The sequence below is a fragment of the Cyanobium sp. Aljojuca 7A6 genome (assembly GCF_024346455.1).
Taxonomy (GTDB): domain Bacteria; phylum Cyanobacteriota; class Cyanobacteriia; order PCC-6307; family Cyanobiaceae; genus Cyanobium.
The window spans coordinates 13,109-35,441 of the sequence record NZ_JAGQCY010000006.1; the positions used below are offsets into that span (position 1 = coordinate 13,109).

A 22,333-nucleotide genomic window follows, 5' to 3' on the forward strand; every position below is an offset into this window, starting at 1 on the left:
GCCATGGCGCAGGCGACCATCGACACCGGGCCCGATCTCAAGATCGTCGTCATCGATGACGACCCCACCGGCTCCCAGACCGTGCACGGCTGCCCCCTGCTGTTGCGCTGGGACGCCGAGACCCTGGCCGCCGGCCTGGCCCATCCGTCGCCGCTGCTGTTCGTGCTGGCCAATACCCGGGCTCTGGCGCCGGCGGCGGCGGCCAAGCGGGTGCGTGAGATCTGCCGCGCCATGCGGCCCGCCCTCGGCCAGGCGATGGTCGCCGGCCGCATCGGCGGCTGGCTGGTGGTGAGTCGGGGCGATTCCACCCTGCGGGGCCACTTTCCGCTGGAGGTGGAGGTGATCAACGAGGAGCTCGGCCCCTTCGACGCCACCTTGCTGGTGCCGGCCTTCCTGGAAGGGGGGCGCACCACCGTGGACGGGGTGCACCGGCTCCACGGCCGTCCGGTGCACGAGAGCCCCTTCGCGCGGGACGGCCTGTTCGCCTACGCCACCAGCCATCTGCCGGACTGGGTGGAGGAGAAGAGCGCAGGCCGCCTCCCCGCCACTGCGGTGGACGGCATCGGCTGGCGGGAGCTGGAGCAGGGCGGATCGCCCCTGCTGCGCCACCTGGCGCGCCTGCAGGGCAACGTCTGCGTGGCGGTGGATGGAGCTTCCGTCCAGCAGCTGGCGGCCCTGGCCGCTGCGGTGCGCACGCTGATGGTCACCGGTGGGACGCCGCTGGAGGCAAGGCCCCGCCGCTTCCTGTTCCAGAGCGCCGCCAGCTTGATCCAGGCCCTGGCGGGGTTGCCCCCCCAACCACTCACGCCGGAGGGCCTGGCGGGTCTTCGCCGCCGCCGCGGCGACGATCCTTTGCCAGGACTGGTGCTGGTGGGCTCCCATGTGCCCCTGGCCGACCGCCAGCTGGAGCGGTTGCTGGCCGAACCCACCTGCGTCGGAGTGGAACTGGACGTGGCCAAGGTCCAGCGACTGCTGGAGGGCCCGGAACCCGCTTTGTTGCTGGCCTCCCTGGAGCAGGCCTGGCGGCGGCGTCTGGCGGACGTGCTGGCCGGAGGCCACACGCCGGTGCTGTTCACCAGCCGCGGTGAGGCGCGCTGCCGGCATGCCGAGGAGCGCCGGGCGCTGGGTCTGGCCCTGGCGGAGCTGATGGCGCGCCTGGCGGCGGCCCTTGCCCCTGGGCTGGGTTACCTGATCAGTAAGGGGGGCATCACCACCCACGCCCTGCTGGCCGATGGGCTCGAGCTGGATCTGGTGGAACTGCAGGGTCAGCTGCTGCCAGGCCTCTCACTGGTGCTGGCCGCCCCAGAGACCCATGAGGGGCCCCTGCCGGTGCTCACCTTCCCGGGCAACCTGGGCGATGACGGCACCTTGCGAGAGGCCTGGCGATGGATGGATACTCAGGTTGGGCCGCCATAGCTGCGATCCAGCAGTTCGATCGGATGGAGCACCGGCAGCGGCCGCCCCTGCCCCTCCATGGCCTGGCGGATCTGGAGCGTGCAGCCGATGTTGGCGCTCACCGCCAGCTCGGCGCCGGTGCCGCTGAGATCGGCGGCCTTGAGGCGCCCCAGCTCGGCGGCTTCCTCCGGCTGGACGAGGTTGTAGATGCCGGCGCTGCCGCAGCAGACGCCGGCTTCGGTGGCTTCGCGGATCCGCACATGGGGGATCCGGCCCAGCAGGCGACGGGGCTGGGCCGCCAGGCCCTGGCCGTGCAGCTGGTGGCAGGCATCGTGGTAGGCCAGCTCCAGGGGGCGCTCCGCACTGGCGGGGGCGCCGTCGTCGTGGGGGAGTGGTTGCAACGCGGCCTGGAAGCTGTCGCTGAGCCCGACCGCGTCGAGGAACTCCTGGATGTCGGCCACCGTTCCCAGGAGCGGATGGAGCGTGCCGAGGATCTCCCCATAGGACTTCAGGGTGTGGCCGCAGCCCGAGGCGGCCACCAGCAGGGCATCAAGGGGTTCGGGGCCCGCCGCCCTCCCTGGGCCGATCACCGCCTCGAAGCTGGACACCAGGGCGGTCGCCAGCTCCCGGGTCTGGGCCAGTTCCCCCTGGTGGTGGGTCATGGCGCCGCAGCAGCCCTGGGCGGGGGGGATCACCACCTCGATGCCGTTAGCGGCCAGCACCCGGATGGCGGCGGCGTTCACTCCCGGCTCAAACACCCGCTGGACGCAGCCGAGCACCAGCCCGACCCGTCGCCGTCGGGGCCCATGGGCCGGTACCAGAACGGGCCAGTCGTCGCGGAAGGCCTGCTCCGGCAGCGGCGGCAGGAGCTTCTCCATCGCCGCGACCTGGGGCCCGAACAAGCGGGTGAGGCCGCTGCGGCGCGCCAGCGCTTGCAAGGGCGTGCCGGCGTAGGCCCGCAGGGGCGCCAGCAGGGCACGCAGCCGCTGGGGGTAGGGGAGCAGGGCGAAGACCAGCCGCCGGAAAGCTCGCTGCGCGGGGCTGCGCAGCTCTGGCGCGTTCAGCCGCGGCCGCATGGTCTCGATCAGCTGGTCGTAGCGCACGCCGGCCGGGCAGGCGGTGACGCAGGCGAAGCAGCCCAGGCAGCTGTCGAAGTGCTTCGCCACCGTGGCATCCAGCGCCAGCTCCCCGGCGTCGATCGCCTTGAGGGCATGGATCCGTCCCCGGGGGGAGTCCATTTCGGTCGCCAGTACCCGGTAGCTGGCGCAGGTGGGCAGGCAGAAGCCGCAGTGGACGCAGGGGTCGGCGGCGATGAACGGAAGGCTCATGCGATCCATTGTGGGCGCTCGTCCCGGCCCCATGGCCCCGTCTTCACCCCCCGAAGTGCCGCACCACCGCTTCGGCAAATCCTGAGCAGCTCACGGCCTCGGCGCGGGGTTCCATCAGCCGGGCCAGATCGTAGGTGACCTCCTTGTTGGCGATCGCAGCGCTGATCCCCTGGGTGATCAGGTCAGCCGCTTCCTGCCAGCCCATGTACTCCAGCATCATCACGCCGGAGAGGATCACCGATCCCGGGTTGATTCGGTCGAGGCCGGCGTGCTTGGGGGCGGTGCCGTGGGTGGCCTCGAAGATCGCCGCGTTGTCGCCGATGTTGGCCCCCGGCGCCATGCCCAGGCCGCCCACCACCGCCGCCGCCGCATCGGAGATGTAATCGCCGTTGAGGTTGAGAGTGCAGAGCACGGAATACTCCTGGGGCCGGGTCTGAATCTGCTGGAAGATGCTGTCGGCGATGCGGTCATCGACCATCACCATCTGCTTCCATTGGCCACTGCCATGGCTGGTGCCGATGGCGTCGAGAACCGATGCCACCTCCGCGTCCACCGCCGCCTTCTTCTCGGGGGTGAGGCTGTCGTAGCCGGGCTCGATCAGGCGGGCGTTGTCCTCGATGCTCAGCCCCGGCTTCTCCTCCAGGTTCCCCAGGATCCAGCTCTCCCGCTCGGTGATGCACTGGTCACGGAATTCGGTGGTGGCCAGCTCGTAGCCCCAGTCGCGGAAGGCCCCTTCGGTGAACTTCATGATGTTGCCCTTGTGCACCAGGGTCACGTGGCGCTTGGCGCCCTCCAGGCCGAGGGCGTGGCGGATGGCCTTGCGCACGTGGCGCTGGGTGCCGGCTTTGCTCACCGGCTTGATGCCGATGCCGGCACCTTCGGGGATGCGGCGGTTTCCCAGCTTGCCGTTGGCGGGAATCACCGTGTCGTTGAGGTGGGCGATCAGTTCGATGCAGACAGGATCGCTGGCCTCCCATTCGATCCCCATGTAAATGTCCTCGGTGTTCTCCCGGTAGACCACCACGTCCAGGTCCTGGGGCCGCTTGTGGGGGCTGGGGGTGCCGGCGTAATAGCGGCAGGGCCGCACACAGCAGTACAGATCGAAGATCTGGCGCAGGGCCACGTTGAGGGAGCGGATGCCGCCGCCGATCGGGGTGGTGAGCGGGCCCTTGATGGCCACGCCGAACTCCTCGATCGCCGTCAGGGTGTCCTGGGGGAGGTACTGGTAGGTGCCGTAGAGCTCGCAGGCCTCATCGCCGGCGTACACCTTGAACCACTCGATGCGGCGCTCGCCGCCGTAGGCCTTGGCCACGGCCGCATCCAGCACCCGCTGGGTGGCGGGCCAGATGTCGACGCCGGTGCCATCGCCGCGGATGAAGGGAATGATCGGGTCGTTGGGAACGATCGGCTGGCCGCCCTCGAACCGGATCGCCGTGCCGCTGGCTGGGACGGTGAGCTTCTCGTATGTGGCCATGGAGTCGGCACGGAACGCGCCGATGAGCCTAGGTTTCGGACACATTGGCTTTCTGCTCAGGGGAAACGGCATGAATGCGGCCGACCAGGCCCGATCGGTGGAACTGGCTGCCGCCATCGCCGCGGTGGTGGGTCACTTCCGGCTGCATTTCCCCGCCGCCCGCGCCAACCTCACCCCCTGGCGGGACGATCCCCTCACCCGTGCCTTCGATGAGCGGGAAACCCTGGATCTCTCCTTCCACTTCCCCGGCTGGAGTCCCCGCCTGCAGTCCCGCTCGCTGCTGGTGCAGTTGCGGCTGGAGCGGGCCCCGGCCGGATCCTGTGAACGCCCCCGGCTGCTGGGGGTGCTGATCCGGGGTCTCACCTACGAATCGGAACGCTGGCGTCTGGCCACGGTGGGGGACTGGCAGCCTTCGGGCTCCCATCTCCCTTCGGAGGAGGTTGTGTCCTCGCTCCAGCAGGTCTGCCGTGAGTTGTTTGATCTCTTCGGCGATGTGGCGGCCCGTGGGACGCGGGCCGCGTAATCCTTCGCAACCTTGCCGCCTCCTCCTGAAGGCCCCACCTACGTTGGATCCTCTGCCCGCGCAGCCGTTCGATCCCATGCCCGTCCCCCTTGCTTCCCAACTCCGTGAGGGAACGAAGAAAGCCCACACGATGGCCGAGAACACCGGTTTCGTGAGCTGTTTCCTCAAGGGAGTCGTCGACAAGGCCAGCTACCGCACCCTGGTGGCCGACCTGTGGTTCGTCTACAGCGCCATGGAAGAGGAGATCGGCAAGCTGACGGACCACCCCGTCGTCGGTCCGGTCGCCTCACCGGCCCTGAATCGCCGCGAGTCCCTTGAGCAGGATCTGGTCTTCTACTTCGGTGGTGACTGGCGGCAGCAGATCCGCGCCACCCCCGGTGCCCAGGAGTATGTGGCCCGCCTGCACCAGGTCGCACGGGAGTGCCCGGAGTTGCTCGTCGGTCACCACTACACCCGCTACATCGGCGACCTGTCCGGTGGCCAGATCCTCAAGAACATCGCCCAGAAAGCGATGAACCTGGGTGAGCACGATGGCCTGCGCTTCTACGAATTCGACGCCATCGACGACGAGAAGGCCTTCAAGGCCACCTACCGGCTCACCCTCGACAGCCTGCCCATCGATCAGGCCATGGCCGACCGGATCGTGGCCGAGGCCAACGAAGCCTTCCACTGCAACATGAAGATGTTCCAGGAACTGGAAGGCAACCTGGTGGCCGCGATCGGCAAGGTGCTGTTCGGCTTCCTCACCCGCCGCACCCGCAGCGGCAGCACCGAGGCCGTGCCCGCCTAGGTTTCCCAGGCCTTCGGCGGCCGCCGCCACCCCGATCCGCGTGCGTCCGATCCGTTTCCTGCTCCCCGGCACCACCGGCCGCTTCCGTTGCGGTGGGTTGCTGGTGGAGCTGCAGACGGCCCGGCTGATCGCCCAGCTGGCGCCCGCTGAGGTGGTCACCTACCGGAAGCGCGAGGCCGACCACCCATTCCTCGATGACCTGCTGGCCAGGGAGCCGGCACCGGGGAAGGCCCTCTGGATCGTGAGCTGGGGCTTCGATGTGCCCGGCCAGTTGCGCCGCTTGCGGGGGCGCCCGGTGGCGTATCACGCCCATAGCAGCGGCTATGGGTTTGGTTTGCCCCCCGGGGTGCCGGTGCTGGCCGTCAGCCGCAACACCCTCGGCTACTGGGGCGACCGGGCTCCCCGCAACCCCCTGTTCCTGGTGCCCAATGCGTTGCAGCCCAAGTGGCTGGAACGGGGCAACCGGGCGGCACCCCTCGGCTGCGGCCGGCCCATCGACGTGCTGGTCCAGCAGCGCAAGAGCAGTCGCTATGTCCTGCAGCATCTGGTGCCGGCCCTGCGCCGTCGAGGGCTGCGGGTCGAGGTGCAAAGCGGCTGGGTGGACGATCTGACCGATCTGTTCAACAGCGCGGCCGTGGTGTTGTACGACTCCGCCGACTACTGGCGCGGCCGAGGGGTGAGCGAGGGGTTTGGCTTGCCGCCGCTGGAGGCCCTGGCCTGCGGCTGCGTGGTGTTCAGCAGCCTCAACCATGCCTTGGCCGACAGCCTTGACCCGGGGGTGGTGGGCCACCAGATCGGCTGCGGCAGCCTGGAGAACGATCTGGAGCGGATTCAGGCGGCGGTGGCTGATCCGGCGGCGTGGCTGCCGCCGCCGGCGCGGCTCTCCAGCCTCTTGGAGGCCTGCAGCGAGCCGGTGCTGCAGGAGCGCTGGCACACAGCCCTGGAGGCCATGGATGCCCACTGGACCCACCTGCTGCTGGAGGGGGCGTCGCCGCTGCGTTCGCCCCCCTTGCTGGCCCTGCGCTTCGACCAGTGGCGGCGACGTTTTGAGACCATGTGGCGATCACTGAATTGACTGGCTGCCGCCGGGACGGCCCTTCTGAGTGCACGGGTACGATTCCCGCAAAAGTCTGACCAGATGTTTCGTAAAAGCCAAACCTTCAGGAGTTTGGCGCGACTTCTGGCTCAATTGCCGCGGCGCCGCAAGCGCGCGTTGATTCGGCTGATCCCCCTGGCGATTCTTGCCGGTATCGCCGATCTGGTGGTGGTGGCCCTGGTGGCCCGGCTGTTCACGGTGGTCGTTGGCGGTGAGAATCGCCCCTCCATCCCCTGGGAAGGTCTGGTCCCTGAAGATCCACGCGTCAAGGTGGTGGTGCTGGTGGTCGCGTTTGTAGCGGCGGCCTGGTTTTCTTCACTTTCGAAACTTCTGCTGCGCGCCTTTCAGCTGCGGCTCAAGGCTTCGATCTGGCGTGATCTTTCTGACATGGCGCAGCGCAAGTTGATTGCCCAGCCTTATGTCTATTTTCTGGGTGAGTCGAAATCAGATATCTCCGCCAAGGTGCTGATCAATGTGTCGCGTGTTGCGGACATTGTCGTGCTGCCACTGCTGCAGCTGGCCAGTGGCGTGTTCGTGATTGCCCTGCTTTCTGCCGGCATGCTTTTCGTCGGCAAGTTGCTGGCCGTGGGGTTGATCCTTGGGCTTCTCGCCGGTTATTTACTGATCTCCACCGCCATCACCCCCTTCCTGCGCTTTGCGGCACGGCAGAGGATCCTGCTTGAGATGCGAACCAATTCGATTCTTTCGGAATCGATGCGAACGATCTTGGATGTTCAGCTCACCGGCTCGGAGCCCTACTTTGAGCGCCATTATCAGCAGGCAGGTCGGGAGACCATTCCCTTCATCTGGAAGGCTGATGTCTTGCCGGAGACTCCACGGGCGTTGATCGAACCCCTCGGGATCACGATGATCTTCGCGGCAGGGATGTTACCACTCCTGGCCAATCCGGATCCGGGCGCGCTGCTGAAGATCATTCCATTCCTGGCCACGGTGGCGGTGACCTCCTTGAAGCTCACACCCCCCCTGCAGGACAGTTTCCGGGCCATCACCTCCCTGCGGGCAGGACTGCCTGATCTGGAGGAAACGCTGAAGCTGATCGAACTGCCCGAAGGTCGTCTCACCATCCGCTCCGAAGGGGTGCCCTCTCCCGATGGGGTGATGCCGAAGCGAGCGATCCGCCTCAGCAACGTCAGTTATCGGTATCCCGGTTCCGATGTGAATGTCCTCCATGACATCTCGATGTCCATTCCGGTCGGCTCCCGTGTGGCCTTCGTTGGCGCCACCGGCAGTGGCAAGACAACCACGGCCAACCAACTGCTCTGCCTGCTGCGGCCCTCCTCTGGCACCCTCAAGCTGGATGGCATCGAGGTGGTGGATGCCGACGTGCCGGCCTGGCAGGCGAACTGCGCCTACGTGCCCCAGGCGATCAATCTGTTGAACGGCAACATCATCGAGAACATCGCCTTTGCCGAAGAGGTGGATGAGGTCGATCAGATGCGGGTCTGGGAGGCCCTCCAGGCCGCCCAACTGGCCGATATCGTCGCCGATCTTCCCCTGGGCCTGTTCACGCCGATCGGCGACAATGGCATCCGGCTTTCAGGAGGCCAAAGGCAGCGGCTGGCCCTGGCGCGCGCTTTCTACAGAAACTCCAAGTTCCTGGTGCTGGATGAGGCCACCAGCGCACTCGACAACCGCACCGAATCCGAGGTGATGGATGCCATCGAAGTGATCGGACGCCGCTGCACGTTGGTGGTGATCGCCCATCGCCTCTCCACCGTGATGCGCTCCGATTGCATCTTTGAGTTCGAGGCCGGTCGCATCAAGGCCTTCGGCACCTTCGAGCAACTGCGTCAGCGCTCTGATACATTCAACGACTTGGCTTCCTTCGAGCGGCGACTTTCCAGTCCTCTTGGTTGATTGAGTGGTTTGGTTGATTGATCGGATCGTTCTTTGTTGAGGCTTTCTCCGTCATCTGACGGAGTTAATTGGTCTCACTTTGTCTATGCAATGGTCGAGGATCTGATCCGACCAACACGTTCAATGGAACAGGGCTGCTAACGTCAAAAATGAAACTTCTCCGCCGGAGCCTGTGAGTTTTCTGGCCGGTCTGAACGAAGCCCAGCGACGGGCGGTCGATCACCACACCGGTCCGCTGCTGGTGGTGGCTGGGGCCGGCAGCGGCAAGACCCGGGCCCTCACCCACCGCATCGCCCACCTGATCGGCCACCACGGGGTGGATCCGGCCCAGGTACTGGCCGTCACCTTCACCAACAAGGCCGCCCGGGAGATGAAGGAGCGTCTGGAGCTGCTGCTGGCCCAGCGCCTGGCCCAGAGCCAGTTCGGTCAGCCCTGGAGCACCCTGCCGGCCCGGGAGCAGAAGCAATTGCGCAGCCGCATCTACCGGGAGGTGATCAAGGATCTCTGGATCGGCACCTTCCACGCCCTGTTCGCTCGTCTGCTGCGCTTCGACATCGACAAGTTCCGCGATCCCGAGGGGCTCACCTGGACGCGCCAGTTCTCCATCTACGACGAGAGCGATGCCCAGAGCCTGGTCAAGGAGATCGTCACCCAGGAGATGCAGCTCGATCCGAAGCGCTTCGAGCCCAAAAAAGTGCGCTGGGCGATCAGCAGCGCCAAGAACCAGGGCTGGCTGCCGGAGCGTCTTGAGGAGGAGCATGCCGGCCCCCGCGGCAAGCACGAGGCCGAGGCCTACCGCCGCTACCGCCGTGCTCTGGCGGCCAACAACGCCCTCGACTTCGACGACCTGCTGTTGATGCCGGTGCAGTTGCTGCAGCAGAACGAGCAGATCCGCCACTACTGGCACCGCCGCTTCCGCCATGTGCTGGTGGATGAATACCAGGACACCAACCGAACCCAGTACGACCTGATCAAGCTGCTGGTCGCCAACGGCCAGGCCCCCGAGAGCTTCGACGACTGGGAGGGGCGCTCGGTGTTCGTGGTGGGCGACGCCGACCAGAGCATTTACAGCTTCCGGGCCGCCGATTTCACGATCCTGATGGGTTTTCAGAAGGAGTTCGGCGACGGCTCCATCGATGCAGACACCGGCACGATGGTGAAGCTGGAGGAGAACTACCGCTCCACGGCCACGATCCTGGAGGCGGCCAACGCCCTGATCGCCCACAACAGCGAGCGCATCGACAAGGTGCTGCGCCCCACCCGCGGCGAAGGCGAGCCCATCAGCCTCACCCGCTGCGACGACGAGATCGCCGAGGCCGAGGCCGTGGTGCACCGCATGCGGATGCTGGAGGCGGCCCACCCCGACCTGCGCTGGGGGGACATGGCCGTGCTGTATCGGACCAACGCCCAGTCCCGCGCCATGGAGGAGTCATTGGTGCGCTGGGGCCTTCCCTACATCGTCGTAGGGGGCCTGCGCTTCTATGACCGCCGCGAGATCAAGGATGTGCTCGCCTATCTGCGCCTGCTGGTCAATCCGGCCGACACCGTCAGCCTGCTGCGGGTGCTGAACGTGCCGCGGCGGGGCATCGGCAAGACCACCATCGAGCGGCTCACCGATGCGGCCAACCAGCTGGGATTGCCCCTGTGGGAGGTGGTGAGCGATCCAGAGGCGGTGCGCTCCCTTGCCGGACGTTCCGCCCGGGGGGTGCTGCAGTTCCAGGAGTTGATCGCCGACCTGAGCCGCCGTCTGCAGGACGCTCCCCCCTCCGAGCTGGTGCAGCGGGTGATGGAGCAGAGCGGCTATCTGGCCGAGCTGCTGGCCGAAGCCACCGATGAATCGGAGGAACGGCGGCGCAACCTGCAGGAACTGGTCAATGCGGCCCTCCAGTACCAGGAGGAGAACGAGGAGGGCTCCCTGGAGGGGTTCCTGGCCTCGGCCGCCCTGGCCAGTGATGCCGACAGCAAGGACACCGAGGCCGATCGGGTCACGCTGATGACCCTGCATGCCAGCAAGGGGCTGGAGTTTCCGGTGGTCTTCCTGGTGGGGCTGGAGCAGGGCCTCTTCCCCAGCTACCGCTCCCTTGAAGACCCTGCCGCCCTCGAGGAGGAGCGCCGCCTCTGTTACGTGGGCATCACCCGGGCCAAGGAACGGCTGTTCCTCTCCCATGCCAGCGAACGGCGGCTCTGGGGCGGCATGCGGGAGCCGGCAGTGCCCTCGGTGTTCCTTTCCGAGCTGCCCGAGGCGCTGCTGCAGGGCGACATTCCCCGCAGTGGCGGTGCGGCCCTGCGGCGGGAGCAGCGGCTGGAGCGGCTCACCCGGGTGGATCGCGACGACAGTCAACGGGTGGCGGCCGGGGGGGCGGCCGGCGATCCAGCCAATGCCGTGCGGCGCCGCAGCGCGGCTCGAACCTGGGCCGTGGGGGATCGGGTGCGGCACAGCAGCTTCGGCGAGGGGCATGTCACCCATCTGTTCGGCAGCGGTGAGAAAATCTCGATCGCGGTCAAGTTCGAGGGCATGGGGCCGAAGATCCTTGATCCACGCCTGGCCCCGATCGAACCGGCATGAGCTTGCCGTTGGTCACCGCCGTGGTGCCCACCCGTAACCGCCGCGAACTCAGCCTGCGCTTCCTGGCGCGCATGGCCGCCCAGACCTACTCGGCCCTGAGGATCGTGGTGGTCGATGCCAACTCCAGTGACGGCACCGTGGCGGCGATCCGCCAGCAGCATCCGCACGTGACCGTGCTGAAGGCCGGGGATCGGGATTTCTGGGCTGGTGCCACCAACCGGGGCGTACGGCAGGCCCTGGCGGCCGGAACCGACTATGTGCTCACCATCAACGACGACGCTGTCGTTCCGGCTGATTACGTGGCCCGGATGGTGGCCCTGGCTCAGCTGCACAGCTGCGCCATCCTGGGCAGCCGCATCGACCTGCTGGCCGAACCTGGGCGGATCTGGGCGCTGGGTACCAGCACCGACTGGGGCACGGAACGCTTCCTGCGCCTGGCCCACCACGACGACCTGGCCAGCCAGCTGGAGCCGGCGGTAGCGCAGGCCGAGGTGATGGAGGCCGAGGCAATGCCGGGCAACGGGGTGTTGATCGGCCAGGACGTCTTTCGCCGCGTCGGGCTCTATGACGCCGTCTGGTTGCCCCACTATCACGCCGATTCCGAGTGGGTGATGCGGGCGGTCCGCCGGGGCTTCGCGGCCAAAGTGACCCCGGCCATCGTGGTTCTCAACGACTTTGGCGAGGTGCAGAAACGCCTGCCCCTGGGCAGCCTGCGGGGCCTTCTGTTTACCTTCTTCCACCCGAAGTCCCATCTCTATCTTCCAGCGGTGGCGGCGATTCTCTGGCGCTACTGCCCCCCTGCCCAGCGCTGGCCCACCCTGATGGCCCTCGGCGGCCGCTTTCTCAGGATGAAATCGTGAAGGAGGTGCGGGGATGGAGGAGGCCGGGGCGGCGCAGCAGTTGTCGCCAGTTCCAGCGCAGGTAATCCCCCAGTCCCCACCAGCGGCCCCGGGCCCGGGCCGGATCGGAGAGGCAGAAACTCAGGGGCCTGAGCGCGTAGTACAGAAGGTTGAGCAGCAGGGCCAGGGGTGTGGCGTGGCGATGCAGGAAGTACAGCTTGCTGAACGTGGCGTGCTGGTACTTGGCCCGTGGGGCGCGCTGGGTGATCGCCGAGACCTGATGCTCCACGAGCACGGCCTGGGTGACCCTCAGGCGATAGCCCAGCCGGTGGTGGCGTTCGGAAATGTCGGCATCCTCGTAATCGAGAAAGTACTGGGGGTCGAATTCGGGGCAGTCCCGGAAGACTCGGAGCTGGAAGAGCATGCTGCAGCCGGAGACCCAGCGGGTGGGCGAGGTGCGGACGGGGGTGGGGCTGCAGTCATCGTTGGGAAAGCGATGACCCAGCTGGCCGGTCCAGCGGTTGAAGCTGCCGTGGCTGAACCAGACCTCTCCGCGGGGATCCCGGATGCGGGTGCCGAGCATGGCGATCTGGGGGTCGTCACGCAGGCACTGCCTGACGTAGGCGATGGCGCCGGCATCCAGGCGGGCATCTGGATTAATCAGCCAGGCCAGAGCCTGTCTGTCGGTCTGCCACACATGGCGGAGCCCCAGATTGCAGCCGCTGCCGAAGCCGAGGTTGGCGCCTGCCTCAAGCAGCTGCACCGGCAGTGGGAGGGAGGCGGCCTCAATCCATTGGCGCAGGCTTTGGTCGGAGGGGGAGTTGTTAATGATGATGAACCTGAAGGAGTCGCAGTCCTCCCCGCTGGCCAAGGTAGTCTCAATCAAGCCGCGAATGAAATCCCCACAGTGATAATTCACTGTTATGAAGTAGATGACGGTGGCCCTATCCAGTGAGCTCGCCATCAGCCGATCTTCATGGCCCCACAATCTAAACAGAATTCATTCATAGGTGGAGGGATAAACGAAGGTGCCTGTGATCCCCTTGATAGCGGCTTCCCACGGGCGGTTGTCATAGCTGAGAGGTATGCCACGGCTGTACATGAGATCCTTGAACTCGTCAACCAGGCTCTCGATCTGTGCACTCTCCCCGGCTCCCAAGGATTGACGAGACGCCTCTCGGAACAGGCTGATGGCCTGAGCCATGGTGTAGCTCCCAGCGGTGCAGAGATCATGTTTTATGAATGGACAGAGAAGGTAGAACGGGTAGAGAAAGGCGGCAATGTGGCTGGGGTTCCCATTCTCGATCAGGTCAGCAACGCTGTAAAGCTGAGCTCCTGTAAGTTTTTCGTGGTGCTCGCTCTGCTGCATCAGCTGCTGCAGGGAATAGCCGATCTTGCGCCGCTGGGAGGTGCGAGCTGGAGATGGCATGAGCCTGAGGACTTCCTCGGCGGGGACTCCACCTTCTGCGCTGAAATGGTTCTCTAGTGCTTCCTGGAGTTTGTCGCTCGTATAAAGCGTATCGACGGCTGGAAAGCGCCTGTAAACCATTTGAGAGAGAGCAATTTCTCCGTTGTAAATGCAATGGCCACGGTGGGAGAGCGGCCGGTAATCTTTCCAGAACTGCAGAAATGGTTTTGAGCGGAATATCTCTGGTTTGAGAACCTGAAAATAGGATTGGTAGTGTGTCTGGATTTGATGGCTGATATGGCTGAATAGCGCCTGTTTCTGGGAGTCTGCGAAGGCTTTCAGGCTAGAAATGAGCGCCTTTGCATTGCGGCCAGGGATGAACTGCATCGAATCATTGGCGATGCAGAGCAGTTGGCAGCGATCGAGATGTCCTTCCCCGTGGAGCAGCAGCACCCCATCCCGAAAGCCACCGAAATCCCGGCCGATGTTGTGGCGATCGAAGACACGCCAACACAGCTCGGCAAGGGCAGCGGCAGCCTCTGGAGTGGTGCGCTCGTTGTTGATATAAACAACAGCAAAGTCTGCTTTTTTGAGGGTCTCAATGTACGCCCTGTTCGAGTGGGTCAGACTTTTGGCATAGGCAATGAACAGGGCGATCCTTTCCGGTGTGCCGGCGGTCGCCATGGAGTTGCTGGTGGGACTGGCTCGCTCACTGTCGGCTTGTGGAGCGATCGGCTGGAGGCGTTTTTCCGGCGTGCCGCGAAGGCCATACGGGCCGAACAGGTAGTCGATCTGAGCCTGAAAATAGTTGCTGAGGATGAAGATTTTGATCTTGATCTTCTTCCACAGGCCGAAGGGGGCCTTGAGGATCTTCTTGAAGCTGTCAGTCATTCCATGCGACCCTTGCGGCTTGGGCCTGATTCGGCCGGCTCCGGATCAGGAGGTGGGCATCAATCATTGAGCATCAAGACCGAAACGTCACCATGATTCCCCTATCGCCACCAGACACGATGTCGATCGGCCGAGTGTACCGTGCGCCTTCTGGACGCCGCTCCATGGGCCTGCCGCGATGACGGTCTCCGTGATCGACCCCCGGGATCTCTGCTTGCCTCCCCGGCTGCTGGCCGCGTTCCAGCAGTCGAGCGACTGTGCGGTGCTGGCTGTCGTGGGCGGCGCGGTGCGGGACCTGCTGCTGCATCGGGTGCACCTCGATCCCCTCCGGGGCCTGCCCGACCTCGATCTGGTGGTGGAGCTCGACCCGCAGGCCGATCCGGCCGATCCCAGGCCGGCGGCCCATCGCCTGGCCGAGACGCTGCTGCGAGAGGCTCCGGCCGCGGCGGTGGGCTTCTGCCAGTTCCATCGCAGCTTCGGCACAGTGGAGCTGGAAGTCGATGGGATCCTGCTGGATCTCGCCTCAGCCCGCAGCGAGACCTACCCGGCCCCCGGGGAGAACCCCATCGTTTCCTACGGCTCCCTGGAGGACGATCTCGCCCGCAGGGACTTCAGTATCAACGCGATGGCCCTGGTGTTTGACCTCCCCGGGTCAGGCCTGCGCCTGCTGGATCCCCACGGTGGAGGCGTCGATCTGGCCCACCGCCAGTTGCGCCTGCTGCATGACAGGAGTCTGGAAGACGACCCCACCCGGATCGTGCGGGCCGCCCGCTACGCCGCCCGTCTTGGGTTCAGCCTGGCTCCCGCCAGCCTGGAGCAACTGCACACCACCCTGGCCCGCTGGCCCTGGGGGGAGCGCAGCGGCATCGGCGGCGCAGGCCGGGTGCCCCCCGCCCTCGGTACACGGCTGCGGATGGAACTGGAGCTGTTGCTCGAGCGGGAACCATGGCCGGAGGCCATGGCCTCCCTGCAGGCCTGGGGCGCCTTGGTGCTGGTGGATCCAGCCCTGCAGGCTGATGTCAGCTGGCGTCTGCGCCTGCGCTGGGCCCGGCGCAGCGGCTTGCCGTCCCTGGCGGCTCTGCTGGCTGTCAGCGAGGTGGCCACAACGGTGGCGACGCGGCTGCAGCTGCCCCACGGGCAGCTGCGGCTGCTGGCCCAGCTGGCCCTGCTGCGCCAGGCCTGGCGAACCTGTGGGGCGGTGCCCCGCACGGCCCTGGCCTGGAGCACCTTTCTGGAGCAGCCGGGTTGGTCCCCCGAGGCGGTGGCCCTGGCGCTGGTGAGCGGGGCGCTGCCCCGACGGCCCCTGCTGCGCTGGTGGTGCCGCTGGCGTCACCTGAGTTCCCCGGTTCCGGCGGCCGACCTGATCGCTTCGGGACTGCGGCCAGGACCGGCCCTGGGAGAGCGGCTGCGTCAGCTCCGGGGCGAGCGGCTCCAGCTGGAGCGGACCTGAACCGTTGCGGCGGGTGGGCCAAGGTCCCTAATCCCTTAGGGTCTCGAGCCAGCGGCTTGCCTTGCGCCGGATGCCTGCGCTGACCGACCCCTTGGCCCCGTTGCTGCTGGCCATCGCGGCGCCGCTGCTGTGGGGCTGGCGTTGGCGGCGACCCACCTGGCAGGTGCTGGTGCTTGGCGTTGGCTCCTGGGCCGCTGTCAGCTGGCTGACCCTGCTACCGGCGGGGCCAAGCCTGCGTCAGTCCTACGGGCTGCTGGTGGTTCTGGATTTGCTTGTGGTGGCGGCAGCCCTGGTCGTCCGGCCGCGCCGCTGGCGCCAGCGGCTGGCGGACCGTGCCCTGGGTCGGCCGTTGCTGGCGGTTGTAGCTCCCGCGCTTCTGTGCGCGGTCGCCCTGGGGTGGCGCGGAGTGATTATGGAATTTCCCTCCGATGGGTTCGTCTATTACGCGACTTATTTCGGCAGCGATCTACTGGAGACGGTGCGCCTCGATCCCTTGCGCTACAGCGCACCGGCTAACTGGTTTTTTACCGCGGCCAGCTACCTGTTCGGATTCCCGGAAGCACTTGAGCCGGAGCGGGCCAGCCTGCTGGCGGCACTGAACACTTTCCTGGTGATGCTGGCCAGCTGCCAGCTCAGCCTGCGCCTCACCAGCAAGGTGGCCCTCTGCTGGCTCACGGCCCTGCTGTTCCTGCTGGGAATGGGGCACCAGAACTTTTCCTTCTTCCATCAGATTGCCCTCAACGGCACCCTCCCCGGGCTCGCTCTGGTGCTGGCCGCGGCTACGCCGGTTCTGGGGCTGCTGCAGCGACCCGGGTGGCCCGGGGGTCACCAGTTGGGCCAGGCGACAGCCGTGCTGGTGGTGGGCGGGTACTTCGCCTATCACGCCCATGGGGTCACGGCCTTTCTCACCGGCAATCTGCTGATCGCGGCCGCCGCCGCCAGCCTGGTGCTCTGGCCCTCACGGCAGCGTCTGTTGGTCAGCGCCGCTGGGGCCGGCCTGATCCTGCTGGCCCTCAACCGGTTGCCCTGGCACCCAAGGCTCGAGTCGTTCTATGCCTGGCCGGAGACCATGCGCTTCGTTCACGACTACAGGGTTCTGGGCCACCGCTTCTTCTACTTCTGGCCCAGCCTGCCGGTGGCCACCTGGGAGCCGGTCTTTCTGGTCGCGCTGGCGTTCTCGGGGGTGTGTCTCTGGCTCTGGCGGAGCTGGCGGCAACCCCCCGGCGCGGTGCTGGCCCTGGCCCTGCTGGCGCCGCTGGTGCTGCTGGAGTGGTGGGCGCCCTTCGCCAATGATCTGGTCTTCAAGCTGATTGAGCCTGACAGTGCGTACCGGCTGGTCTGGACCAGTCTGTTCTGGATCAGCATCCCTGCGATGGCCTGGGCGCTGGACCAGAGGTGGCGGCTGAACAGCCAGGGGCGGCCGTCCCGCGCGCGCGGGGTGTTGATGGCCACCATGGCCGGCCTGATCGCTGTGCTGGCGTTCCCACTGGAGATTCGGGGCCGGCCCAATGCGTTCGTCTCCAAGGTGCCCCATCTGCTGACCCCCCTGGAGGAGGTGCGCCAGGCGGACGGGGTCACGATCGAACCGATCCTGGGGCCTTTGCGCGAGTTGTGTGAACGTGAACCGCTGCTGAAGGGCCGAACGCTGCTGAGTGATCCCTACGTCGGCGCCGTCGTGGGCACGCGCCAGTGCCTGGCTCCTGTGGCGGCCAGGGACATCACCAAACTGGCCGCGTCCAGTGTGGAGTCGGGGCAGTACCCCGGCCTGCGGCGCGCCCTGGGGTCGCCTGCCGCGCTGCGAACCTGGCTGGATGGGAATCGGGTTGATCTGGTGGTGCTGCGCGAGGCCTACACGCCATACGTGAGCCGGATCGCCCAGGCCAGCAACCATTGGCAGCCGGACCTGGTCGCCAGCTACGCTGACCTCTCGCTCAACAGCCTCACAACGGCCCAGCTAGAGCGCGTCGGTTTCCGGCTTGTGCGGCGCGAGCAAGGGATGAGGATCTACCTCAAGACGCGTGCTGGGCCCCGATGAGCTTTCCGCTGGGCGGCCACTCCATGCTTCGGTAGCCCTGGGGATTGGCGCTCTGCCAGGCCCAGCCATCGCGGCAGATGTCCGTCAGGGAGCGCTGGGTCCGCCAGCCCATGCGCCGCTCCGCTTCGCGGGGATCGGCAACACTGACGGCGGAATCTCCTGGCCGGCGTTCCACCACGGCGTAGGGCAATGTCAGTTTGTTAGCGGCCTCGAAGGTCCTCACCAGGTCGAGCACGGAATGGCCCTGGCCGCTGCCCAGGTTGAGGGTGAGCAGCTGGGGAGGCTCTGCCTGGAGCACATCGAGGGCCCGACCATGGCCTTCGGCCAGATCCATGACGTGCAGGTAGTCGCGGACACCGGTGCCGTCGGGCGTAGGCCAGTTGCCACCAAAAATTTCAAGGCGCTGGCGGCGGCCGCCAGCCACCTGACACAGGAAGGGAAAGAGATTGTTGGGGAGGCCGTTGGGGTCCTCACCGATCTGTCCACTGGGGTGGGCTCCGACTGGATTGAAGTAGCGCAGCAGGGCGATGCGCCAACCCGGGGCGCTGGTGGCCACGTCGGTGAGCATCCTCTCGACGGCGGCCTTGGTGTAGCCGTAGGGATTGATGGGTTGGAGGGGGGCCGTCTCGGGGATCGGTACTTGGTCGGTGGTGCCATAGAGGGTGGCGCTGCTGCTGAAGACGAGCGTCTGGCAGCCGTGGCGGCCCATGGCTTCCAGCAGCCGGACCGTGCCGGTGACGTTCACGTCCCAGTAACGCAGTGGCTCGGCCATCGATTCGCCCACAGCCTTGAGACCGGCGAAGTGGAGCACGGCGCTGATGCCGCCGGCCCCGTCCTGGAAGGCACGATCGAGATCCTGCGGGGAGCGCACATCCCCCCGGATCAGGGTGAGACCGCCAGCCCCGGGCGCCGCTGTCGCCCAGTGATCCGCAGCGACCTGCCTCCAGGTCTCCAGACCCGCCAGCTCGGCCACACGGCGCAGGGCCTCGGCACTGCCGTTGCTGAAATCGTCGACCACGACCACCTGATGGCCGGTTTCCAACAGGGCCAGGCAGGTGTGGCTGCCGATGAATCCGGCTCCTCCCGTGAGCAGGACCTTGGTCAAGAAACGGCCCCCCGTCAGGCGGTCGATCTCAACTTACTTGTCCTTAACCTCCCCCACCGCCAAGCTTCTCCCCGTGCTCCACACCCGCTGCCGGCCAAAGCCAGCCGATGGCGGTAATGTCCCCGAAGCACTGCCATCCCCCATGGATCCGGCCCCCTCGCCGATTCGCTCCATCTGTTGCATCGGTGCGGGTTATGTGGGGGGGCCGACGATGGCGGTGATCGCGGACCGTTGCCCCGGGATTCAGGTCACGGTGGTGGACCTCAACGCTGAGAGGATCGCCGCCTGGAACGATCCGGATCTGGCGCGTCTGCCGGTCTACGAACCGGGACTGGATGCGGTGGTGGGCAGGGCCAGGGGGCGCAACCTCCACTTCAGCACCGAGGTGGATGCGGCCATTGCCGCCGCCGACATGGTGTTCCTCTCGGTGAACACCCCCACCAAGACCAAGGGCGTGGGGGCCGGCCAGGCCAGTGACCTGCGCTGGATCGAGGTATCGGCCCGCCAGGTGGCCGCCTCCGCCCGGGGCCACACGATCGTGGTGGAAAAGAGCACCCTGCCGGTGCGCACCGCCGAGACGGTGAAGGCGATCCTGGGGGCCGCCCAGCAGAACCGCCCGGAGGGCGATCGCAGGCAAGCCAAGACCTTCGCCGTGCTCTCCAATCCCGAGTTCCTGGCCGAGGGCACGGCGATCGCCGACCTCGAGGCCCCCGACCGCGTGCTGATCGGCGGCGAGGACCCTGCGGCGATCGAATCCCTGGCCGGGATCTACGCCACCTGGGTGCCCCAGGAGCGGATCCTGCGCACCAACCTCTGGAGCAGCGAGCTCTCCAAGCTGACGGCCAATGCCTTTCTGGCCCAGAGGATTTCCTCGATCAACAGCATCGCCGCCCTGTGCGAAGCCACCGGTGCCGATGTGCGGGAGGTGGGCCGGGCGATCGGGACCGATTCCAGGATCGGTGCGAAGTTCCTGCAGGCCGGACCGGGATTCGGCGGCAGCTGCTTCCAGAAGGACATCCTCAATCTGGTCTATCTCTGCCGCCATTACGGCCTCGAGGAGGTGGCGGCCTACTGGGAGCAGGTGGTGACGCTGAACACCTGGCAGCAGGACCGCATCGCCCGGATGGTGGTCCAGCGGCTGTTCGGCACCGTCACCGGCAAGCGGATGGCGGTGCTGGGCTTCGCCTTCAAGGCCGACACCAATGACACCCGGGAAGCCCCCGCCATCCGCATCTGTCAGAACCTGATCGAGGAGGGGGCCCGCCTGGTGATCGTGGACCCCAAGGTGTCGCCCGCCCAGATCGGCGCCGACCTGGGCCAGCCCGCTTCGGCGGCCGACGGCGGTTGGCAGACTGCGGCTTCCCCCGAGGAGGCAGCCAGCGGCGCCGACGCCGTGCTGATCCTCACCGAATGGCGTGATTACGCCCAGCTCAACTGGAAAGCGATTGCGGCGGTGATGCGCCGCCCGGCCTGGCTGTTCGACGCCCGCGCCATCGCTGATGCCGCCGCCGCTCGCGCAGCGGGTCTTAACGTCTGGCGGGTGGGTGAGGGCTGAGTGACACTGCGCAATCTGATCACCGGTGGGGCCGGTTTCCTTGGCTCCCATCTCGTCGACCGGCTGATGCAGGCTGGTGAGGAGGTGATCTGCCTCGACAACTTCTACACCGGCCGCAAGGACAACATCCGCCACTGGCTGGGCCACCCCGACTTCGAACTCATCCGCCACGACGTCACCGAGCCGATTCGGCTCGAGGTGGATCGGATCTGGCATCTCGCCTGCCCGGCCTCGCCGGTCCACTACCAGTCGAATCCGATCAAGACGGCCAAGACCAGCTTCCTCGGCACCTACAACATGCTGGGCCTGGCGCGTCGCGTCGGGGCCCGGCTGCTGCTGGCCAGCACCAGCGAGGTGTATGGCGATCCTGAGGTGCATCCCCAGCCCGAGAGTTACAGGGGCTGCGTCAACACCATCGGCATCCGTTCCTGCTACGACGAAGGCAAGCGGATCGCCGAGACGCTCTGTTTCGACTACCAGCGCATGCACGGCACCGAAATCCGGGTCATGCGCATCTTCAATACCTACGGCCCCCGCATGCTCCCCGATGACGGCCGGGTGGTCAGCAACTTCATCGTCCAGGCCCTGCAGGGCCAGTCGCTCACCCTCTACGGCGACGGCAGCCAGACCCGCTCCTTCTGCTACGTGGATGACCTGATCGAGGGCATGATCCGCCTGATGAATGGCGAGCACCCCGGCCCGATCAACATCGGCAATCCCGGTGAGTTCACCATCCGCCAGCTGGCCGAACGGGTGCGGGACCGCATTCAGCCCGGCCTGGAGCTCACCACCCAGCCCCTGCCCCAGGACGATCCGCTGCAGCGCCAGCCCGTCATCGACCTGGCTCGGGAGCTGCTCGGCTGGGAGCCGACGGTGAGCCTGGACGAGGGGCTGGAGCCCACGATCGCCTACTTCCGGGAACGGGTGCGGGAAGGACGTTGACGCCGCAGGCACCGATCCTCGTCACCGGGGTTGCCGGCTTCATCGGAGCGGCCGTGGCCGAGAGGCTGCTGGCGCGGGGAGATCAGGTGATCGGCCTCGATAATCTCAATGCCTACTACGACCCTGCTCTGAAGCGGGCCCGGCTGGAGCGGTTGGAGGCCATGGCCCAGCCAGGGGCTTTCCGCTTCCATCCGCTCGATCTGGTCGACGCCGAAGCGATGACGGCACTGTTTGCCGCCGAGCGGCCCGTCCGGGTGCTGCATCTGGCCGCCCAGGCGGGGGTGCGCCACTCGATCGACAATCCCTCGCTCTACATCCAGAGCAACCTGGTGGGCTTCGCCACGATCCTCGAGGCCTGCCGCCATGGCGCCGTGGAGCATCTGGTGTACGCGTCGAGCAGCTCGATCTACGGCGGCAACCGCCACATGCCTTTCTGTGAGCAGGATCCAGTGAATCATCCGGTGAGCCTCTACGCGGCCACCAAGAAGGCCAATGAACTGATGGCCCACACCTACAGCCATCTCTATGGCCTGCCGGCCACCGGCCTACGCTTCTTCACTGTCTACGGCCCCTGGGGGCGACCCGACATGGCCCCGATGCTGTTTGCCAAGGCCATCCTGGCGGGTGAGCCGATCCGGGTGTTCAACCACGGCCGCATGGAGCGGGATTTCACCTACATCGATGACATCGTTGAAGGGGTGATCCGCTGCCTCGACAAGCCCGCGACGGCGGATCCTGGCTTCGATCCGCTCCGTCCCGATCCGGCCACGGCGGCCGCCCCCCACCGGATCTTCAACATCGGCAATGCGCAGCCGGTACCGCTGCTGCAGTTCATCGCGCTGCTGGAGCAGGCCCTCGGACGCCCCGCGGTCATGGATCTGCAGCCGATGCAGCCCGGCGATGTGCCGGCCACCGCCGCCGACACCATGGCCCTGGCGGCCTGGGTGGGGTTCCGCCCCTCCACCCCGATTGCGGCGGGGATCGAGCGCTTTGCGGCTTGGTACAAGGAGTTCCTCGGTGGCTGAGCCGACCCCTTCGGGCACAATGAATCTCCGCTG

Annotated in this window: 17 protein-coding genes; 12 read left to right on the forward strand and 5 right to left on the reverse strand. The window is 66.6% G+C overall.

Annotated features, from left to right (window positions below):
• Positions 1-3: 3 nt before the first annotated feature.
• Positions 4-1,416 (forward strand): four-carbon acid sugar kinase family protein, encoded by a 1,413-nt coding sequence (locus KBY95_RS06870; RefSeq protein ID WP_254964227.1) that lies wholly within the window; start codon positions 4-6, stop codon positions 1,414-1,416.
• Here KBY95_RS06870 and KBY95_RS06875 read toward each other — a convergent pair.
• On the reverse strand, positions 1,398-2,723 hold the full coding sequence (locus KBY95_RS06875) for a (Fe-S)-binding protein (RefSeq protein WP_254964228.1): 1,326 nt from the start codon (positions 2,721-2,723) through the stop codon (positions 1,398-1,400). The two genes, KBY95_RS06870 and KBY95_RS06875, sit on opposite strands and share 19 nt — an antisense overlap.
• Positions 2,724-2,766: 43 nt before the next feature.
• Positions 2,767-4,197 carry an NADP-dependent isocitrate dehydrogenase gene (locus KBY95_RS06880; RefSeq protein WP_254964229.1) on the reverse strand — a complete coding sequence of 477 codons (1,431 nt, stop codon included), beginning with the start codon at positions 4,195-4,197 and terminating at the stop codon, positions 2,767-2,769.
• A gap of 70 nt (positions 4,198-4,267) precedes the next feature.
• Here KBY95_RS06880 and KBY95_RS06885 point away from each other — a divergent pair, with 70 nt between their 5' ends.
• The 6 genes from KBY95_RS06885 to KBY95_RS06910 all read left to right on the forward strand — a co-directional run bounded on the left by KBY95_RS06885 (position 4,268) and on the right by KBY95_RS06910 (position 11,910).
• Positions 4,268-4,720 carry a hypothetical protein gene (locus tag KBY95_RS06885; RefSeq protein WP_254964230.1) on the forward strand — a complete coding sequence of 151 codons (453 nt, stop codon included), beginning with the start codon at positions 4,268-4,270 and terminating at the stop codon, positions 4,718-4,720.
• A 76-nt stretch (positions 4,721-4,796) separates the two neighbouring features.
• Complete coding sequence (locus tag KBY95_RS06890; RefSeq protein ID WP_254964231.1) at positions 4,797-5,510, forward strand: heme oxygenase (biliverdin-producing); 714 nt, start codon at positions 4,797-4,799, stop codon at positions 5,508-5,510.
• Between the two features lie 40 nt (positions 5,511-5,550).
• Positions 5,551-6,585, forward strand: a complete 1,035-nt coding sequence (locus tag KBY95_RS06895) for a glycosyltransferase (RefSeq protein ID WP_254964232.1) — start codon at positions 5,551-5,553, stop codon at positions 6,583-6,585.
• 93 nt (positions 6,586-6,678) lie between these two features.
• Positions 6,679-8,484, forward strand: a complete 1,806-nt coding sequence (locus KBY95_RS06900; RefSeq protein WP_315858896.1) for an ABC transporter ATP-binding protein — start codon at positions 6,679-6,681, stop codon at positions 8,482-8,484.
• A 172-nt stretch (positions 8,485-8,656) separates the two neighbouring features.
• Positions 8,657-11,050 carry a UvrD-helicase domain-containing protein gene (locus KBY95_RS06905; RefSeq protein ID WP_254964234.1) on the forward strand — a complete coding sequence of 798 codons (2,394 nt, stop codon included), beginning with the start codon at positions 8,657-8,659 and terminating at the stop codon, positions 11,048-11,050.
• Complete coding sequence (locus KBY95_RS06910) at positions 11,047-11,910, forward strand: glycosyltransferase family 2 protein (RefSeq protein WP_254964235.1); 864 nt, start codon at positions 11,047-11,049, stop codon at positions 11,908-11,910. The genes KBY95_RS06905 and KBY95_RS06910 overlap by 4 nt, the downstream gene beginning before the upstream one ends.
• Here the strand turns inward: KBY95_RS06910 and KBY95_RS06915 are convergent.
• Complete coding sequence (locus tag KBY95_RS06915; RefSeq protein ID WP_254964236.1) at positions 11,894-12,853, reverse strand: glycosyltransferase; 960 nt, start codon at positions 12,851-12,853, stop codon at positions 11,894-11,896. The two genes, KBY95_RS06910 and KBY95_RS06915, sit on opposite strands and share 17 nt — an antisense overlap.
• Before the next feature lie 36 nt (positions 12,854-12,889).
• On the reverse strand, positions 12,890-14,188 hold the full coding sequence (locus tag KBY95_RS06920; RefSeq protein WP_254964237.1) for a rhamnan synthesis F family protein: 1,299 nt from the start codon (positions 14,186-14,188) through the stop codon (positions 12,890-12,892).
• Between the two features lie 178 nt (positions 14,189-14,366).
• On the opposite strand from KBY95_RS06920, the gene KBY95_RS06925 reads away from it, so the two are divergent.
• Entirely contained in the window at positions 14,367-15,638 is a 1,272-nt protein-coding gene (locus tag KBY95_RS06925; RefSeq protein ID WP_254964238.1) for a CCA tRNA nucleotidyltransferase, read from the forward strand.
• A gap of 91 nt (positions 15,639-15,729) precedes the next feature.
• Positions 15,730-17,673 carry a hypothetical protein gene (locus KBY95_RS06930; protein WP_254964239.1) on the forward strand — a complete coding sequence of 648 codons (1,944 nt, stop codon included), beginning with the start codon at positions 15,730-15,732 and terminating at the stop codon, positions 17,671-17,673.
• On the opposite strand, the gene galE is transcribed toward KBY95_RS06930, so the two are convergent.
• The gene (galE, locus tag KBY95_RS06935; protein ID WP_254964240.1) at positions 17,648-18,778 is read right to left on the reverse strand and encodes a UDP-glucose 4-epimerase GalE; all 1,131 of its coding nucleotides are present in this window, start codon (positions 18,776-18,778) and stop codon (positions 17,648-17,650) included. The two genes, KBY95_RS06930 and galE, sit on opposite strands and share 26 nt — an antisense overlap.
• A gap of 142 nt (positions 18,779-18,920) precedes the next feature.
• On the opposite strand from galE, the gene KBY95_RS06940 reads away from it, so the two are divergent.
• The 3 genes from KBY95_RS06940 to KBY95_RS06950 are packed head-to-tail and all read left to right on the forward strand — an operon-like array spanning position 18,921 to position 22,300.
• Positions 18,921-20,333, forward strand: coding sequence for a nucleotide sugar dehydrogenase (locus KBY95_RS06940; protein ID WP_254964241.1), 1,413 nt, complete (start codon positions 18,921-18,923; stop codon positions 20,331-20,333).
• On the forward strand, positions 20,334-21,275 hold the full coding sequence (locus KBY95_RS06945) for a UDP-glucuronic acid decarboxylase family protein (protein WP_254964242.1): 942 nt from the start codon (positions 20,334-20,336) through the stop codon (positions 21,273-21,275).
• Positions 21,272-22,300, forward strand: coding sequence for an NAD-dependent epimerase (locus KBY95_RS06950; RefSeq protein ID WP_254964243.1), 1,029 nt, complete (start codon positions 21,272-21,274; stop codon positions 22,298-22,300). The genes KBY95_RS06945 and KBY95_RS06950 overlap by 4 nt, the downstream gene beginning before the upstream one ends.
• Positions 22,301-22,333: the final 33 nt, after the last annotated feature.

Bases quoted from the DNA above. Each gene is read 5' to 3' on its own strand.
- KBY95_RS06920 (WP_254964237.1), bottom strand. From the start codon at position 14,188: ATGACTGACAGCTTCAAGAAGATCCTCAAGGCCCCCTTCGGCCTGTGG.
- KBY95_RS06880 (WP_254964229.1), bottom strand. From the start codon at position 4,197: ATGGCCACATACGAGAAGCTCACCGTCCCAGCCAGCGGCACGGCGATC.
- KBY95_RS06885 (WP_254964230.1), top strand. From the start codon at position 4,268: ATGAATGCGGCCGACCAGGCCCGATCGGTGGAACTGGCTGCCGCCATC.
- KBY95_RS06915 (WP_254964236.1), bottom strand. From the start codon at position 12,853: ATGGCGAGCTCACTGGATAGGGCCACCGTCATCTACTTCATAACAGTG.
- KBY95_RS06870 (WP_254964227.1), top strand. From the start codon at position 4: ATGGCGCAGGCGACCATCGACACCGGGCCCGATCTCAAGATCGTCGTC.
- KBY95_RS06925 (WP_254964238.1), top strand. From the start codon at position 14,367: ATGACGGTCTCCGTGATCGACCCCCGGGATCTCTGCTTGCCTCCCCGG.
- KBY95_RS06940 (WP_254964241.1), top strand. From the start codon at position 18,921: ATGGATCCGGCCCCCTCGCCGATTCGCTCCATCTGTTGCATCGGTGCG.
- KBY95_RS06875 (WP_254964228.1), bottom strand. From the start codon at position 2,723: ATGAGCCTTCCGTTCATCGCCGCCGACCCCTGCGTCCACTGCGGCTTC.
- KBY95_RS06910 (WP_254964235.1), top strand. From the start codon at position 11,047: ATGAGCTTGCCGTTGGTCACCGCCGTGGTGCCCACCCGTAACCGCCGC.
- KBY95_RS06890 (WP_254964231.1), top strand. From the start codon at position 4,797: ATGCCCGTCCCCCTTGCTTCCCAACTCCGTGAGGGAACGAAGAAAGCC.